The sequence below is a fragment of the Pseudomonas wenzhouensis genome (assembly GCF_021029445.1).
Lineage (GTDB): Bacteria > Pseudomonadota > Gammaproteobacteria > Pseudomonadales > Pseudomonadaceae > Aquipseudomonas > Aquipseudomonas wenzhouensis.
Map to the genome: position 1 here is coordinate 3,328,405 of NZ_CP072610.1, position 15,364 is coordinate 3,343,768.

The following is a 15,364-nucleotide window of genomic DNA, read 5'->3' on the forward strand; positions in this document are numbered from 1 at the left end:
GCCAGCAGCGTTCGTCCCGTGAATCGGCAGGCATCAGGCCTGCCGATTCAGGCGATTACCCAGCGATTCAAGCGCCTGGTCTGGTGGCGTCCTTTTCCTCACCACAACTGATGTGCAGATGGCCGAAAGTGGCTGTTTGCGCCCTCTCGTCATTTCCTTATAAGATCGCGCCTTCCCCTGTTTCGTCGCACCCTGCGGCCTCCTGCCGCAAGCTCTGCTGTTTTTGTCGGTTTTAGTGCCGACCCTGGGCTTGCGAACTGAAGTGATAAAGGTAGTTAACGATGAGCGTCAGACACTTTCTCTCGATGATGGATTACACACCGGACGAACTGGTGGGGCTGATCCGCCGAGCCATCGAGCTGAAGGATCTGCGCAATCGCGGCGTGCTGTTCGAGCCGCTGAAGAATCGCGTACTGGGCATGATCTTCGAGAAGGCTTCGACCCGCACCCGCCTGTCATTCGAGGCTGGCATGATTCAGCTCGGCGGCCAGGCCATCTTCCTCTCGCCGCGCGACACCCAACTGGGCCGTGGTGAGCCAATTGGCGATGCCGCCATCGTTATGTCGAGCATGCTCGATGCGGTGATGATCCGCACCTTCGCCCACAGCAACCTCACCGAGTTCGCCGCCAAGTCCAAGGTACCGGTGATCAACGGCCTGTCCGATGACCTGCACCCCTGCCAGTTGCTGGCCGACATGCAGACCTTCCTCGAGCACCGTGGCAGCATCGTCGGCAAAACGGTGGCCTGGATCGGCGACGGCAACAATATGTGCAACTCCTATATCGAGGCGGCGATCCGCTTCGACTTCCAGCTCAGGATCGCCTGCCCGGAAGGCTACGAGCCCGATGCGCATTTCCTCGCGCTGGCCGGTGACCGCGTGCAACTGCTGCGCGACCCGCGCGAAGCCGTGGCCGGCGCACATCTAGTGAGCACAGACGTGTGGGCCTCGATGGGCCAGGAAGACGAAGCCGAGCAACGCATGGCGTTGTTCCGCCCTTACCAGGTCACCCGCGAGCTGCTCGATGCCGCCGCCGCAGACGTGCTGTTCATGCACTGCCTGCCGGCGCATCGTGGCGAGGAAATCAGCGTCGACCTGCTCGACGACCCGCGTTCGGTCGCCTGGAATCAGGCCGAAAACCGCCTGCACGCACAGAAGGCGCTGCTGGAGATGCTGGTCGAACCGGCATACCACCACGCATGAACCAGCCTCTGCTGCAGCTGCGCGGGCTGAACTGCGGCTACCACGCGCTCAAAGTGGTGCAAGATCTCGACCTGCACCTCAACGCCGGCGATATCGGCTGCCTGCTCGGCCCATCGGGCTGCGGCAAGACCACCACACTGCGCGCCATTGCCGGTTTCGAACCGGTGCTCGAAGGTGAAATCGTCCTCGACGGTGAAGTCATTTCCCGCGCCGGCTTCACCCTGGCGCCGGAAAAACGCCATATCGGCATGGTGTTCCAGGACTACGCCCTGTTCCCTCACCTCAGCGTCGCGGACAACGTCGCCTTCGGCATTCGCCAGCAGCCCAATGCCGAGCGTGTGACCCAGGAACTGCTGGAGCTGGTCAAGCTCGGCCATTTGGCCAAGCGCTACCCACACGAACTGTCTGGTGGTCAGCAACAGCGCGTTGCCCTGGCCCGTGCCCTGGCGCCGGAACCGAAACTGCTGCTACTCGACGAACCCTTCTCCAACCTCGATGGCGAACTGCGCAGACGCCTGAGCCATGAGGTGCGCGACATTCTCAAGTCACGCGGCACCAGCGCCATTCTGGTGACTCACGATCAGGAAGAAGCCTTCGCCGTCAGCGATAACGTCGGCGTATTCAACAAGGGTCGCCTGGAACAGTGGGACACCCCCTTCAATCTCTACCATGAGCCGCTGACCCCCTTCGTTGCCAGCTTCATCGGCCAGGGTTACTTCATTCGCGGCCAGTTGCTCAGCCCGGATACGGTGCAAACCGAACTCGGCGTGATCCGTGGCAACCGCGCCTACACCTGGGCACAGGGCAGCGCGGTTGATGTGCTGCTGCGTCCGGATGACATCGTTGCGGATGAACACAGCGAGCTCAAGGCCCGCATCGTCGGCAAGACTTTCCTCGGCGCCGCCACCCTGTACCGCCTGCAACTGCCCACCGGCAGCCAGCTGGAATCGATCTTCCCCAGCCACGCCGACCACTCGCCGGGCGATGAAGTGGGCATCCGCATCGCCGCCGATCACCTGGTAGCCTTTCCCGCGCTCGGCAGCGTCGCGGCTCAGTTGCAGCTCAGCGATTCCGGCGGCGTGCGCCGGGTCAGCAGCAACTGATCAGAGCATCAGCTGGCCGCTGGCGATATGCCGTGCGTGGCCTGCGATCTTCACTCGCTCGCCATCGAGCCGACATGACAGCTCACCGCCACGCGCTGAGCACTGAAAGGCGCTGAGTTCGTTGCGGCCCAAACGCTCGGCCCAGTACGGCACCAGCATGCAGTGCGTCGAACCGGTTACCGGGTCTTCATTGATGCCAACGCTCGGCGCGAAATAACGCGAGACGAAGTCGTGCGTTTGCCCGCTGGCCGTCACCAGCACACCCAGGCCAGGCAGCGCGGCCAGTGCAGGCAGATTGGGGGCAAAACTGCGGATCTGCGCCTCGGACGCCAGCACCACCATCAATTCCTGCACGCTGCCATCGGGGTTGAGAAAAGCCAGCACCTGCTGCGCTGGCTGCCCCAGCGCACGCTCGACGTCGGCCTGCAGCGCCGCCGCCACCGGCAGCACCGGGCGCACAGGGAAATCCAGCTGCAGACGCTCACCCTGCCGGGTGACCTGCAGCGCGCCGGACAAGCAGGTGAAATCCAGCACCTCGGCCGGCTCCTGGTAGAGATCAAATAACACCTTGGCCGCAGCCAGGGTGGCATGCCCGCACAGCGGTACCTCACTGGTCGGAGTGAACCAGCGGATATGCCAGGCACTGCCCTCTTTCACCACGAAGGCGGTCTCGGCCAGGTTGTGCTCGGCGGCGATACGCTGCATCAGCGCCTCGTCGAGCCAGGTATCGAGGCGATAGACCATGGCCGGATTGCCCGCGAAAGGCTGATCGGTAAAGGCGTCAACTTGATGAAAATCGAGCGGCATGATGGGCTCCCGGCCATACAAAAACACCAGCATGCCTGCGGCGGATAACCTGCAACAGATACAGTTGCCGTTTTCCAGATGCCCTGCTGCAGCGGTGCTGAAACGTCAGGGTTCGCTGCGCACGCGTTTCACGGCATCCAGCCAACCAGCGTAGAGACGCTCACGCTGCACGTCGTTCATGCGCGGTTCGAAGCGCTGCTGGCGATGCCAATGACTGGCGATGGCCTCGAGGTCGCGATACAGGCCAAGCTTCAGCCCAGCCAGGTAGGCCACGCCCAGCGCCGTGGTCTCGGTGACCTCGGGCCGCTCGACGCTGACACCCAGAATGTCGGCAAGAAACTGCATGACCCAGTTGTTTTCCACCATGCCGCCATCCACGCGCAGCGCACTGGGCGCGGCGGCGCCATCCTGGCGCATGGCTTCGAGCAGGTCACGGGTCTGGTAGCACACCGACTGCAGGCCGGCGGTGACAATCTCCTTGATCCCGGTATCGCGGGTCAGGCCGAAAATCGCGCCACGCGCCTTCGGGTCCCAATACGGCGCGCCCAGGCCGGTAAAGGCCGGCACCAAAAACACCCCGCAGGCTTCGCCCGTCGCTTCGGCCAGCGCCTCGCTGTCGCGCGCATGGCTGATCAGCTTGATACCGTCGCGCAGCCACTGCACGGCAGCGCCGGCCACGAAGATGCTGCCCTCGACCGCGTAGGTGACCTTGCCATCGAGGCGATAGCCGACCGTGGTGAGTAGGCGATTCTTCGAACTCACCGGCTGCTCGCCAGTGTTCTGGATCATGAAGCAGCCGGTGCCATAGGTGCTCTTGACCATGCCCGGCTGGAAACAGGCCTGGCCGATCAGCGCTGCCTGCTGGTCACCGGCCATGCCCAGCACCGGGATGCTGGCACCGAGCAACTCGGCGTCGGTATGGCCGAACTCGGCGGCGCAATCGAGCACCTCCGGCAGCAGGCCGGCGGGAATCTCGAACAGCTCGAGCAGCTCTTCGTCCCACTGCTGGGTATGGATATTGAACAGCAGCGTACGCGACGCGTTGCTGGCGTCGGTACGGTGCACCTTGCCGCCGCTCAGGTGCCACAGCAGAAAGCTGTCCACCGTGCCGAAACGTAATTCACCACGCTCGGCTCGCTCACGGGCACCCGATACATTCTCCAAAATCCAGCGCAGTTTGGTGGCAGAAAAATACGGGTCGATCAACAGGCCGGTCTTGGCCGAAACCAGCGCCTCATGGCCTTGTTCCTTGAGCCCGGCGCAATAATCGGCGGTGCGGCGATCCTGCCAGACGATAGCCGGATGAATGGGCGTCCCCGTTGCGGCATCCCACACCAGGGTGGTCTCGCGCTGGTTGGTGATGCCGATGGCGGCAATCGCTTGCGGCTGCAAACCACTGCTGGCGATGGCATCGCGGCAAACCTGGAGCGTGGACGACCAGATCTCCTGCCCGTCGTGTTCGACCCAGCCATCCTGCGGGAAGTACTGCTTGAACTCCTGCTGAGCACGCGCGACCGGCAGGCCCTGAGCACTGAAGATGATGGCACGGGAACTGGTGGTGCCCTGGTCGATGGCTAGCAGGTATTGGGTCATGCAAGATTCCTTGCTGTTATTGGCGATTTTCGCGGCTAATGACCGCACGCAGCCTTATTTTGCTCGCGGCTTGTTGCTTGGTTCAGGCTTTGCCTATGGCGGCGAAGTGTCCCTGGGTATGCTGCGCCAGGGTCGCGGCCGATAGTTCCAGCTCCAGGCCACGCCGGCCAGCGCTGACGTGAATGCTCGGTTGCAGCTGCGCAGACTCATCGATAAAGGTACGCAGGCGCTTCTTCTGCCCCAGCGGACTGATACCGCCAACCAGATAGCCGGTAGCACGTTGCGCAGCAGTCGGGTCGGCCATATCGGCCTTCTTCGCCCCGGCAGCCGCCGCCAGTGCCTTGAGATCGAGACTGCCGGCCACCGGCACCACGGCCACCAGCAACTCGCCCTTCTCGGTGACCGCGAGCAGCGTCTTGAACACACGTTCGGGCGCCAGCCCGAGCTTTTCCGCTGCTTCCAGGCCATAGGACGGCGCCTTGGGATCGTGCTGGTAGCTGTGTACACGGTGTTCGGCCTTGGCCTTCTTCAACAGATCGATTGCTGGCGTCATGTTCGAATGTGAAAACGCAGTGAAAGAAGCCTTACAGTAACAGGCTCAAATCCATCACCGCCACACCCTATAATGAGTGACCACCACAGGAAGCGCTCATGAACCTCGCTCCGCGCCAGCACGACATTCTCAACCTTGCCCGTGAACGCGGCTACGTCAGCATCGACGAACTGGCCCAGGCGTTCGCCGTCACTCCGCAGACCATTCGCCGCGACATCAATCAACTGGCCGAGCATGGCCTGCTGCGCCGTACCCATGGCGGTGCCGCCTGCGAAGCCTCGAGTATCCAGAACACCGCCTACGGCATGCGTGCCGGGCAGATGCGCGAGGAAAAACAGCGCATCGCCGAGGCCGTGGCCGCGCAAATCCCCGATCACGCCTCGCTGTTCATCAACATCGGCACAACCACCGAGGCCATCGCCCGTGAACTGCAGAACCACAAGGGTCTGAAGATCATCACCAACAACCTGCACGTCGCCGCCCAACTCAGTGCCAAGGCCGATTTCGAGGTGCTGGTGGCGGGCGGTACGGTACGCAGCGATGGCGGCATCGTCGGCCAGGCAGCGGTGGATTTCATCCAGCAGTTCAAGGTCGACTTCGCCATTGTCGGCATCAGCGGCATCGACGAAGACGGCAGCCTGCTCGACTTCGACTACCAGGAAGTACGGGTCTCCCAGGCGATCATCGACAACGCCCGACAGGTATTTCTCGCCGCCGATTCCAGCAAGTTCGGGCGCAACGCCGTGGTGCGCCTGGGCTCCATCGCCCTGGTCGACCGCGTGTTCACCGACAGCGCGCCTTCAGCCGCGATTACCCGCCTGCTGCATAGCCACAAGGTTCAGCTCGATCTGGTCTGAGCACGCGCCCTACGAACGACGCTCAAGCTCCCTTCACGACCACTCGGCGCGCAATCGCGCGCTGGGGTAGCGAAGTTGCGCATCTTCGTCTAGCATATTTTCGAAAGTGAACATAAACACATTCGAATCCAATAGCCGAGCGTGCAACATGCCCCACGATCCATTCGCCAGCCCTGTTGCAGAAGTCTATGACCTTGCCGTCGTTGGCGGCGGCATCAATGGCGTGGGCATCGCCGCCGATGCGGCCGGTCGCGGCCTGTCGGTGTTCCTCTGCGAAAAGGACGATCTCGCCAGCCATACCTCCTCGGCCAGCAGCAAGCTGATTCACGGTGGCCTGCGCTATCTGGAGCACCATGAATTTCGTCTGGTGCGTGAAGCCCTGGCCGAGCGCGAAGTGCTGCTGGCCAAGGCACCGCACATCGTCAAACCGATGCGCTTCGTCCTGCCACACCGCCCTCACCTGCGCCCGGCCTGGATGATCCGCGCCGGCCTGTTTCTTTATGATCATCTGGGCAAACGCGAACACCTGCCGGCCTCGCGCAGTCTGCGCTTCGGCGCCGGCAGCCCGTTGAAAGCGGAAATCAGCCGGGGCTTCGAATATTCCGACTGCTGGGTGGACGATGCGCGCCTGGTGGTGCTCAACGCCATGGCCGCGCGCGAGAAAGGCGCGCACATCCACCCCCGCACGCGTTGCGTCAGCGCGCGGCGCAGCAAGGGGCTGTGGCATATCCACCTGGAGCGCAGCGATGGCAGCCTGCTGTCGATCCGCGCCCGCGCCCTGGTCAATGCCGCCGGCCCCTGGGTCGCGCGCTTCATTCGTGAAGACCTCAAGCAGGAGTCGCCCTACGGCATCCGCCTGATTCAGGGCAGCCATATCGTCGTGCCGCGCCTTTACGAAGGTGAACAGGCTTACATCCTGCAGAACGAAGACCGCCGTATCGTCTTCGCCATCCCCTATCTTGAGCGCTTCACCCTGATCGGCACCACCGACCGCGAGTACCAGGGCGACCCTGCCCAGGTGGCGATCAGCGCCGAGGAGACCGATTACCTGCTCAAGGTGGTCAACGAGCACTTCAAGCAACAGCTAAGCCATAGCGATGTGCTGCACAGCTTCGCCGGCGTACGCCCCTTGTGCGATGACGAATCCGATGAGCCGTCAGCCATCACCCGCGATTACACATTGTCACTCTCCGGCACACCGGACGAAGCGCCGTTGCTCTCGGTATTCGGCGGCAAGCTGACCACCTACCGCAAACTGGCCGAGTCGGCCATGCAGCAACTGGCGCCCTACTTCAGCAACCTCGGCCCGAGCTGGACGGCCAGCGCACCATTACCTGGCGGTGAAGACATGCAGGAGCAGAGCACACTGGTCGAAGCACTCTGTGAACGTCATGGCTGGCTACCCACCAGCCTGGCCAAGCGCTGGGTCAGCAGTTACGGCAGCCGCACCTGGCGCCTGCTCGACGGCGTGGATAACCTGACCGACCTCGGCGAACACCTGGGTGCCGGCCTCTACACCCGAGAAGTGGATTACCTGCGCCGTGAGGAGTGGGCACGCAGCAGCGCCGATATTCTCTGGCGGCGCAGCAAACTGGGCCTGTTCATGACACCCGCACAGCAGACCCGCCTGCAGGACTACCTGAACAGCCGTGACCCGCATTCGGCTCATGCCGCCTGATCTTCTGCGTATCGATGCCCCGCTTGGCGGGGCTTTTTTATGAGCGTAAATAATAAAATATCGACACCCTATATCCGCTGGCGCCTGACCAATCTATTCAGCAACTTATTTATTGCGTCATATCAATAACTTGGCACCAAGTTGCGGAATGAAAGCATTCTTATTCTTTTTAATTTTTATTTATGTATCAACCACTTAGGTTTGACATAACGAGAAACGAAGCCGAAAATTCAAGGCCATCACAGTCAGTGAACCGGCAGGAGCGAACATGAAAGGCGACAAGAAGGTCATTCAACATCTGAACAAGATTCTTGGTAACGAGCTGGTCGCCATCAACCAGTACTTCCTGCATGCGCGCATGTATGAAGACTGGGGCCTGAAAAAGCTCGGCGAGCATGAGTACCACGAGTCCATCGACGAGATGAAGCATGCCGACAAGCTGATCAAGCGCATCCTGTTCCTCGAAGGCATCCCCAACCTGCAGGATCTGGGCAAGATCCTGATTGGTGAAAACACCAAGGAAATGCTCGAGTGCGACCTGAAGATCGAGCACAAGGCTCACGCTGATCTCAAAGCGGCCATCGCCTACTGCGAAAGCATCGGCGACTATGCCAGCCGCGAACTGCTGGAGGAGATTCTCTGCTCCGAGGAAGAGCATATCGACTGGCTGGAAACCCAACTTAGCCTGATCGACGCTGTCGGCCTGCAGAACTACCTGCAATCGCAGATGGACGAATAAATCCGATCCGCGACATAAAAGAACGGGAGCCAATGGCTCCCGTTTTTTATTGCTACCACGAACATAGTGGGAGGGGCTTCAGCCGCGATAGCAAGTCGCCGCTGAAGCGCCTCCCACGGCTCAATGCGCCTCGCTCTCCTTGACCCGGAACCACGCCGCATACAGCGCCGGCAGGAACAACAGAGTCAACGCCGTGGCGACCACCAGACCACCCATGATGGCCACGGCCATCGGCCCGAAGAACACGCTGCGCGACAGCGGAATCATCGCCAGTACCGCGGCCAGTGCGGTCAGCACGATGGGGCGGAAACGGCGCACCGTGGCCTCGATGATGGCGTGCCAGCGATCCAGACCATGACTGATGTCCTGCTCGATCTGATCGACCAGGATCACCGAGTTGCGCATGATCATCCCGGCCAGGGCGATGGTGCCGAGCATGGCGACGAAACCGAACGGCTGGCGGAAGATCAGCAGGAACAGCGTCACCCCGATCAGCCCCAACGGCGCGGTGAGAAACACCATGGCCGAGCGTGAGAAGCTCTTCAATTGCAGCATCAGCAGCGTCAGCACCACCACGATGAACAGCGGGATACCGGCGTTCACCGATTTCTGTCCGCGTTGCGAATCCTCCACCGTACCGCCCACCTCCAGCAGATAGCCATCCGGCAGTTCGGCGCGGATCGGCTCCAGTGTCGGCAGGATCTGCTTGGTCAGACTGGCCGGCTGCTGATTGCCATACACGTCGGCGCGCACGGTGACGTTGGGCAAACGGTTACGGTGCCAGATGATGCCTTCCTCGAAGCCGTATTCCAGCGTCGCTACCTGTGACAGCGCCACGCTGCGGCCGCTGTCGGTCGGCACCGCCAGACTCGGCAACAGACTCAGCGCCTTGCGCTCCTGCGGTGTACCACGCTGGAGAATTTCGATCAGCTCGTTACCTTCGCGGTACTGGCTGACACTGGTACCGGACAGCGAGCCCTGCAGAAAGCGCGACAGTTCAGCGGTGTTGACGCCCAGCGCACGGGCACGATCCTGGTCGATATTGAGGATCACCACCTTGCTCGGCTCTTCCCAGTCCAGGTGCACGTTGACCACATGCGGGTTCTCACGCACCTTGTCCGCCACCTGACGGGCCAGTGCACGCACCTCGTCGATATGCTCGCCACTGACGCGGAACTGAATCGGGTAGCCCACGGGCGGGCCATTCTCCAGGCGGCTGACGCGGCTGCGCAGAGACGGAAATTCGTCGTTCATCACCTGAATCAGCCAGGTACGCAGACGCTCACGCTCTTCGATGCTCGACGCCAGCACCACGAACTGGGCGAAGCTGGTCGCCGGCAGTTGCTGATCCAGCGGCAGATAGAAACGCGGTGAACCGGTGCCGACATAGGCCACGTAGTTGTCGATACCCGTCTGCTCCTTGAGCAGCTTCTCCAGACGATGAACTTCGGCCTCGGTGGCACTCAGCGAAGCCCCCTCCTCCAGCTTGATGTCGACCATCAGTTCCAGGCGCCCGGAGGCCGGGAAGAACTGCTGCGGCACGAAACGGAATAGCAGCACCGAGCCGACGAACAGACCGATGGTCAACGCAATGACGATGCCACGACGGCGCACGCACCACTGCACCGTGGCACGCACGCGGCGGTAGAACGGCGTCGCATACGGATCATGCCCGGCGTCGCTGTCGTGCTTGGCAGCATGCAGTTTGGCCAGATCCGGCAGCAGCTTGTCGCCCAGGTAGGGCACGAACATCACGGCCGCGATCCACGAGGCGATCAGCGAGATAGCGACCACCTGGAAGATCGAGCGGGTGTACTCACCCGTGCCGGACTGCGCCGTGGCGATGGGCAGAAAGCCTGCTGCGGTAATCAGCGTACCGGTGAGCATGGGGAACGCCGTGCTGGTCCAGGCGAAGCTCGCCGCCTTGAAGCGGTCGTAGCCCTGCTCCATCTTGATCGCCATCATCTCCACCGCGATGATCGCATCATCCACCAGCAGGCCAAGGCCGAGCACCAGCGCACCGAGCGAAATCTTGTGCAGGCCTATCCCCAGGTAGTACATGGCAGCGAAGGTCATCGCCAGTACCAGCGGAATCACTAGCGCCACCACCAGGCCGGTGCGCACGCCCAGGGAGAAGAAGCTGACCGCAAGCACGATCACCAACGCCTCCACCAGCACCTTGACGAACTCACCCACCCCAGCTTTTACCGCCGCCGGCTGGTCGGACACCTTGCGCAGCTCCATACCCAGCGGCAGCGTCTGCTGCAAACGGGCAAACTCGCCTTCCAGCGCCTTGCCCAGCACCAGAATGTCGCCGCCGTCCTTCATCGCCACGGCAATGCCGATGGCATCCTCGCCCATGAAACGCATGCGCGGCGCGGGTGGATCGTTGAAACCGCGCCTGACCTCAGCCACATCGGCGATTCGGAAAGTGCGGTCACCGACGCGAATGGGAAAATCGCGAATCTCCTGTACCGACTCGAAGCGCCCGGTCACGCGTAACTGGATACGTTCGCTGGGCGTCTCGAAGAAGCCGGCAGCGGCTACCGCGTTCTGCGCCTCCAGCGCCTGCTGCACGGCAGACAACGGCAGCCCCAGGGTCGCCAGTTTGGTGTTGGACAGCTCGATCCAGATCTTCTCGTCCTGCAGCCCCACCAGCTCGACCTTGCCCACATCCTTGACCCGCTGCAGTTGCAGCTGCAGGCGGTCGGCGTAGTCCTTGAGCACGGCGTAGTCGAAACCACTGCCCGTCAAGGCGTAGATGTTGCCGAAGGTGGTACCGAACTCATCATTGAAGAACGGCCCCTGAATACCGGGCGGCAGCGTATGACGAATGTCGCTGATCTTCTTGCGTACCTGATACCACAGCTCGGGAATATCGGAGCTGCGCATGGAGTCACGCGCCATGAAGGTAACCTGCGACTCGCCCGGCCGGGAGAAGCTGGTGATGCGGTCGTATTCACCGGTCTCCATCAGCTTCTTCTCGATACGCTCGGTGACCTGGCGCGAGACTTCCTCGGCACTGGCGCCCGGCCAGTTGGTGCGAATCACCATGGCCTTGAAGGTGAAGGGTGGGTCTTCACTCTGGCCCAGCTTGGTATAGGACAACGCGCCGACCACGGCAAAGAGCAGCATAATGTAGAGCACGATCTGGCGATGACGCAGCGCCCAGGCAGACAGGTTGAAGCTCATGCGGGCTTACTCCTTGGCAGCCAGTTCGACGTTGCGGTTATCGCGATCCACCGGGCGCACCTTCTGCCCTTCACGCAGAATCTGAACGCCAGCGGCTACCACCCAGTCGGATATGGCGAGTCCTTCCAGCACGGGTACGCGCTCATCGCCGTAAGCGCCGACCCGGACCAGTCGGCGCTGCACGCCATGGGTCGCAGGATCGACGACCCAGACGAAGGGTTGCCCCTGCTCGGCGCTCAACGCCGACAGCGGTACCGACAGCGGTATTTCACCATTACTGGCAATGAACACGCGTGCGCTCTGCCCCAGCTCAGCCGGTACCTTGCCCTCGGTGAACGCAACACGGGCAGCGAAAGTGCGCGATTGCGGATCCGCCGCCGGCGCCATCTCGCGGATGCGCCCAGGAAAGCGCTGATCCGGCTGTGACCACAGCTCCACCTCGACCGGCTGGCCAATCGAGAAACGACCAAAGCTCTGCTCCGGCAGGCTGATCGACACTTCGCGCTCACCATCGGCCGCCAGGGTAAAGACCGTCTGCCCCGCCGCTACCACTTGCCCGACCTCGACTGCACGGCGGGCGATCACCCCGTCCTGCGAGGCGCGCAGTACGGCATAGTCGGTCTGATTACGGGCCACGTCGTACTCGGCCTTGACCTGTTTCAGGCGTGCTTCGCCGGCACGGTACTGATTCTCGACGTTATCGAACTGCGAACGGCTGACCAGGTTGCGCCCGAGCAGCGCCTTGTAGCGCTCGCGCTCGGCGCGCACGGTTTGCAGATTGGCCTCGGCGGCGGCCACCTGGGCGCGAGTGGCTTCCAGTTGCAGACGCACATCCTGTGGGTCCAGTTCGGCCAGCGCCTGATCCTTCTTCACCCGGTCGCCGACATCGACTATGCGCTTGCTCACCTTGCCGGCGATCCGGAAGGCCAGATCCGGCTCATAGCGCGCGCGCACCTCGCCCGGATAACTATCGACCAGAGCGGCGGCCGGCTGCGGCTGCACCACCATGGCCGGGCGTATCGCCTGCTCGGCCTGTTCAGCATTGCCGCAGGCAGACAACAGAAATACGAAACTCAGGGACGCGACGAGCGGCGGAGCATGGCGGGACATGTCGAACACCTTTCGAAGAAGGTTTGGGGCGGCCCCGAAAGCACACGACGCTGGCGCGACGACACCTCGGGAATTGCCCTTTGGAATATTTGTACTGGCGGGTATAGTAAAAATAGCAAACCCGCCAGTCCAGTATTAAAATCCGCCAATGACTGACAAGTTGTTACAACCTGCCGGCCCCGGTCGACCGAAGGATCTTTCCAAACGCCGCGCCATCCTCGATGCGGCCAAGGGTCTGTTCCTGCGCAACGGCTACGATGGCAGCAGCATGGATGCCATCGCGGCCGAGGCCGGCGTCTCCAAGCTCACGGTGTACAACCATTTCACCGACAAGGAGACCCTGTTCTCCGCAGCAATCGAAGCCAAGTGCGAGGAGCAACTGCCGGAGCTGCTGTTCGAACTGCCGGATGACGTGCCGCTGGAAAGCCAGCTTGTGGAAATTGCCCGTGGCTTCCTGACGCTGGTCAACAGCCGTGAATCGGTGGAAATGCACCGGATGATGATAAGCCTGGCCAGCCAGGGTTCGAAGCTCTCGCAGATGTTCTACGAGGCCGGCCCGAAAAGGATTCAGGAAGAAATGGAAGTGCTCCTGCACAAGGCCGCCAAACGCGGCCTGCTGAGCCTGAATGACCCGCACCTGGCTGCCGACCACTTCTTCAGCCTGCTCAAGGGCGGCGCACATTTCCGCCTGCTGATCGGCTGCGCTGAGCCGCTGACGGGCGACGCTGCCGAACGTCACGTGCAGGAATCGGTGCAGCTGTTTCTACGCGCCTATCGGCCCTGAGCGCCTGCGGTGTGCCTTATGCGCCAGGCTCCAGCTTCTTCTTCGGATAGATGTCATAACGGCTGGATTTACCCTCCAGCACATAACCCGGCTTGATCCCCTCGATCGCTGGCGCCTTGCGCGGACGCTTGACCACCACGCGATGACTGGCCAGAGCCAACGCTGCCTCGAGCAGCGCTGGAGCATCCAGATCGTCTCCGACAAAGGGCCGGAACAGACGCATCTCCTTCTTCACCAGCGCGCTCTTGTCGCGGTGCGGAAACATCGGATCGAGATAAACCACCTGCGGCGCCTCGCCCTGCCAGGCGCGCATCAGCTCGATGGCATTACCGGTGAGCAGACGCATGCGCGCCACGATGGGCGCTACCTCGAGGCTCAGCGCAGCACGTTGCAGGCCATCTTCCAGTAGCGCCGCGACCAGCGGCTGGCGCTCGATCAGGGTCATATCGCAGCCCAGACTGGCCAGCACGAAGGCATCGCGCCCCAATCCCGCCGTGGCGTCGAGAATGCGTGGGCGAATGCCTGACTGCACCCCCACGGCCTTGGCGATCATCTGCCCGCTGCCGCCACCGAACTGGCGCCGGTGCGCCGCAGCGCCCTCGACGAAGTCCACCCGCACTGGGCCGGGCGCCTTGTCGCCCAACTCGACCAGTTGCAGCCCATCGTCACCCAACTGCAGGGCGAACTCGGTGTCGCCCACCAGCGGCAGGCCCAGACGTGCCGCCCACAGAGCTCCCGCTTCGGCGTAGCGAGGATGCAGGACTTGAATGCGGATACTGGCGTTATGCCGTTCGTCGGTCATGAACTCGTTCTGCTCAAAAATCACTCAACGCATCGGCAACGCGGCCGATATGAAAAGAGCGGCATTCTGCCAGACCCGGCCGCCAACAGCCGCATCGAGTGTGCATATGTTCGACGCTCTTTCCGCGCCACGCCCAAGCAGCAGCCCTGCCAGCTCTCGCCCACTGGACGGAGAACTCGAGAATGCGGCGAATGAATCGATCAATTATCAGATCCTGCGCCGCACCCTGGGTATCGAAGACGAACAGAAACCCGGTGAGATTGCCCGTGAACTGCGGGAAACCACCGCCCCCCCTGCCGTACCCAGCAGTGCCGCGGTGGTCAGCCAGGCGCTGATCGATCAACGCGGCCTGGAGCTGAGTGTCAACGCCGAGCAGGCGCCGCAACAGGTCGATCCACTGGTGCTGGATCTGGCCAGCAACGGCTTTACCACCAGCGGCCTGAGCCGGCCGGTGCGCTTCGATCTGGATGCCGACGGACGTATGGACTCGATCAGCGTACCCACTGGCGACGACGCACTTCTGGCACTGGATCGCAACGGCAATGGGCGTATCGACGACGGCCGCGAACTGTTCGGCGACCAGCATGGCGCCGCCAACGGCTTCGCCGAACTGGCGCGCTTCGACGATAACGGCGACGGTCGCATCGACGCTGCCGATGCAGTATTCGATACCCTGCGCCTGCTGCGTTTCGATACCCAGGGCCGCCAGCAGTTGCAGACGCTGGGCGAAGCGGGTGTCGCCGCCATCGACCTGCGCGCCCGCGACGTCAGCATCGCCCTCGGCGCTTACGACCGGATCGCCCAACTGGGTCGCTTCGAGTTTGCCGATGGGCGCAACGGCCAGGCGGCCGATCTGCTGTTGGCCAAGCGCTAGTCGCGCCGCATCGACATGCGGGTAGGGTGCGCCGTGCGCACCGGGAATCACGCGGCGCTTGCTGGCACAC

At 62.4% G+C, this 15,364-nt stretch carries 13 protein-coding genes; 7 read left to right on the forward strand and 6 right to left on the reverse strand.

The features are described from left to right. The first annotated feature begins 281 nt into the window (after positions 1 to 281). Positions 282 to 1,202 carry an ornithine carbamoyltransferase gene (gene argF, locus J7655_RS15365; RefSeq protein ID WP_230925184.1) on the forward strand — a complete coding sequence of 307 codons (921 nt, stop codon included), beginning with the start codon at positions 282 to 284 and terminating at the stop codon, positions 1,200 to 1,202. Continuing rightward, entirely contained in the window at positions 1,199 to 2,305 is a 1,107-nt protein-coding gene (locus tag J7655_RS15370) for an ABC transporter ATP-binding protein (RefSeq protein WP_230925185.1), read from the forward strand. The genes argF and J7655_RS15370 overlap by 4 nt, the downstream gene beginning before the upstream one ends. Here J7655_RS15370 and J7655_RS15375 read toward each other — a convergent pair whose 3' ends face one another. The 3 genes from J7655_RS15375 to ybaK form a co-directional block, all read right to left on the reverse strand. After that, complete coding sequence (locus J7655_RS15375; RefSeq protein ID WP_230925186.1) at positions 2,306 to 3,112, reverse strand: PhzF family phenazine biosynthesis protein; 807 nt, start codon at positions 3,110 to 3,112, stop codon at positions 2,306 to 2,308. A 105-nt stretch (positions 3,113 to 3,217) separates the two neighbouring features. Continuing rightward, entirely contained in the window at positions 3,218 to 4,705 is a 1,488-nt protein-coding gene (gene glpK, locus J7655_RS15380; RefSeq protein ID WP_230925187.1) for a glycerol kinase GlpK, read from the reverse strand. A gap of 82 nt (positions 4,706 to 4,787) precedes the next feature. Beyond that, on the reverse strand, positions 4,788 to 5,258 hold the full coding sequence (gene ybaK, locus J7655_RS15385; RefSeq protein ID WP_230925188.1) for a Cys-tRNA(Pro) deacylase: 471 nt from the start codon (positions 5,256 to 5,258) through the stop codon (positions 4,788 to 4,790). 98 nt (positions 5,259 to 5,356) lie between these two features. Between ybaK and J7655_RS15390 the strand changes: the two genes are divergently transcribed. From J7655_RS15390 to bfr, 3 genes are all read left to right on the forward strand, one after another. After that, positions 5,357 to 6,115, forward strand: a complete 759-nt coding sequence (locus tag J7655_RS15390; RefSeq protein WP_230925189.1) for a DeoR/GlpR family DNA-binding transcription regulator — start codon at positions 5,357 to 5,359, stop codon at positions 6,113 to 6,115. 148 nt (positions 6,116 to 6,263) lie between these two features. After that, the gene (gene glpD, locus J7655_RS15395) at positions 6,264 to 7,793 is read left to right on the forward strand and encodes a glycerol-3-phosphate dehydrogenase (protein WP_230925190.1); all 1,530 of its coding nucleotides are present in this window, start codon (positions 6,264 to 6,266) and stop codon (positions 7,791 to 7,793) included. A gap of 268 nt (positions 7,794 to 8,061) precedes the next feature. After that, a complete protein-coding gene (gene bfr, locus J7655_RS15400) occupies positions 8,062 to 8,532 on the forward strand; it encodes a bacterioferritin (protein WP_147812182.1) in 471 nt (156 codons plus the stop codon). Between the two features lie 120 nt (positions 8,533 to 8,652). Here bfr and J7655_RS15405 read toward each other — a convergent pair whose 3' ends face one another. Both J7655_RS15405 and J7655_RS15410 read right to left on the reverse strand, forming a co-directional pair. Continuing rightward, a complete protein-coding gene (locus J7655_RS15405; RefSeq protein WP_230925191.1) occupies positions 8,653 to 11,724 on the reverse strand; it encodes an efflux RND transporter permease subunit in 3,072 nt (1,023 codons plus the stop codon). Positions 11,725 to 11,730: 6 nt separating this feature from the next. Further along, the gene (locus tag J7655_RS15410) at positions 11,731 to 12,834 is read right to left on the reverse strand and encodes an efflux RND transporter periplasmic adaptor subunit (protein ID WP_230925192.1); all 1,104 of its coding nucleotides are present in this window, start codon (positions 12,832 to 12,834) and stop codon (positions 11,731 to 11,733) included. 148 nt (positions 12,835 to 12,982) lie between these two features. Here J7655_RS15410 and J7655_RS15415 point away from each other — a divergent pair, with 148 nt between their 5' ends. Further along, positions 12,983 to 13,618: a TetR/AcrR family transcriptional regulator gene (locus J7655_RS15415; RefSeq protein WP_230925193.1), complete on the forward strand. Its 636-nt coding sequence runs from the start codon at positions 12,983 to 12,985 to the stop codon at positions 13,616 to 13,618. 16 nt (positions 13,619 to 13,634) lie between these two features. Here the strand turns inward: J7655_RS15415 and J7655_RS15420 are convergent, their stop codons facing one another. Continuing rightward, positions 13,635 to 14,420, reverse strand: a complete 786-nt coding sequence (locus tag J7655_RS15420) for a class I SAM-dependent methyltransferase (protein WP_230925194.1) — start codon at positions 14,418 to 14,420, stop codon at positions 13,635 to 13,637. 106 nt (positions 14,421 to 14,526) lie between these two features. Here J7655_RS15420 and J7655_RS15425 point away from each other — a divergent pair, with 106 nt between their 5' ends. Further along, positions 14,527 to 15,294 carry a hypothetical protein gene (locus tag J7655_RS15425; RefSeq protein WP_230925195.1) on the forward strand — a complete coding sequence of 256 codons (768 nt, stop codon included), beginning with the start codon at positions 14,527 to 14,529 and terminating at the stop codon, positions 15,292 to 15,294. The last annotated feature ends 70 nt before the right edge of the window (positions 15,295 to 15,364 follow it).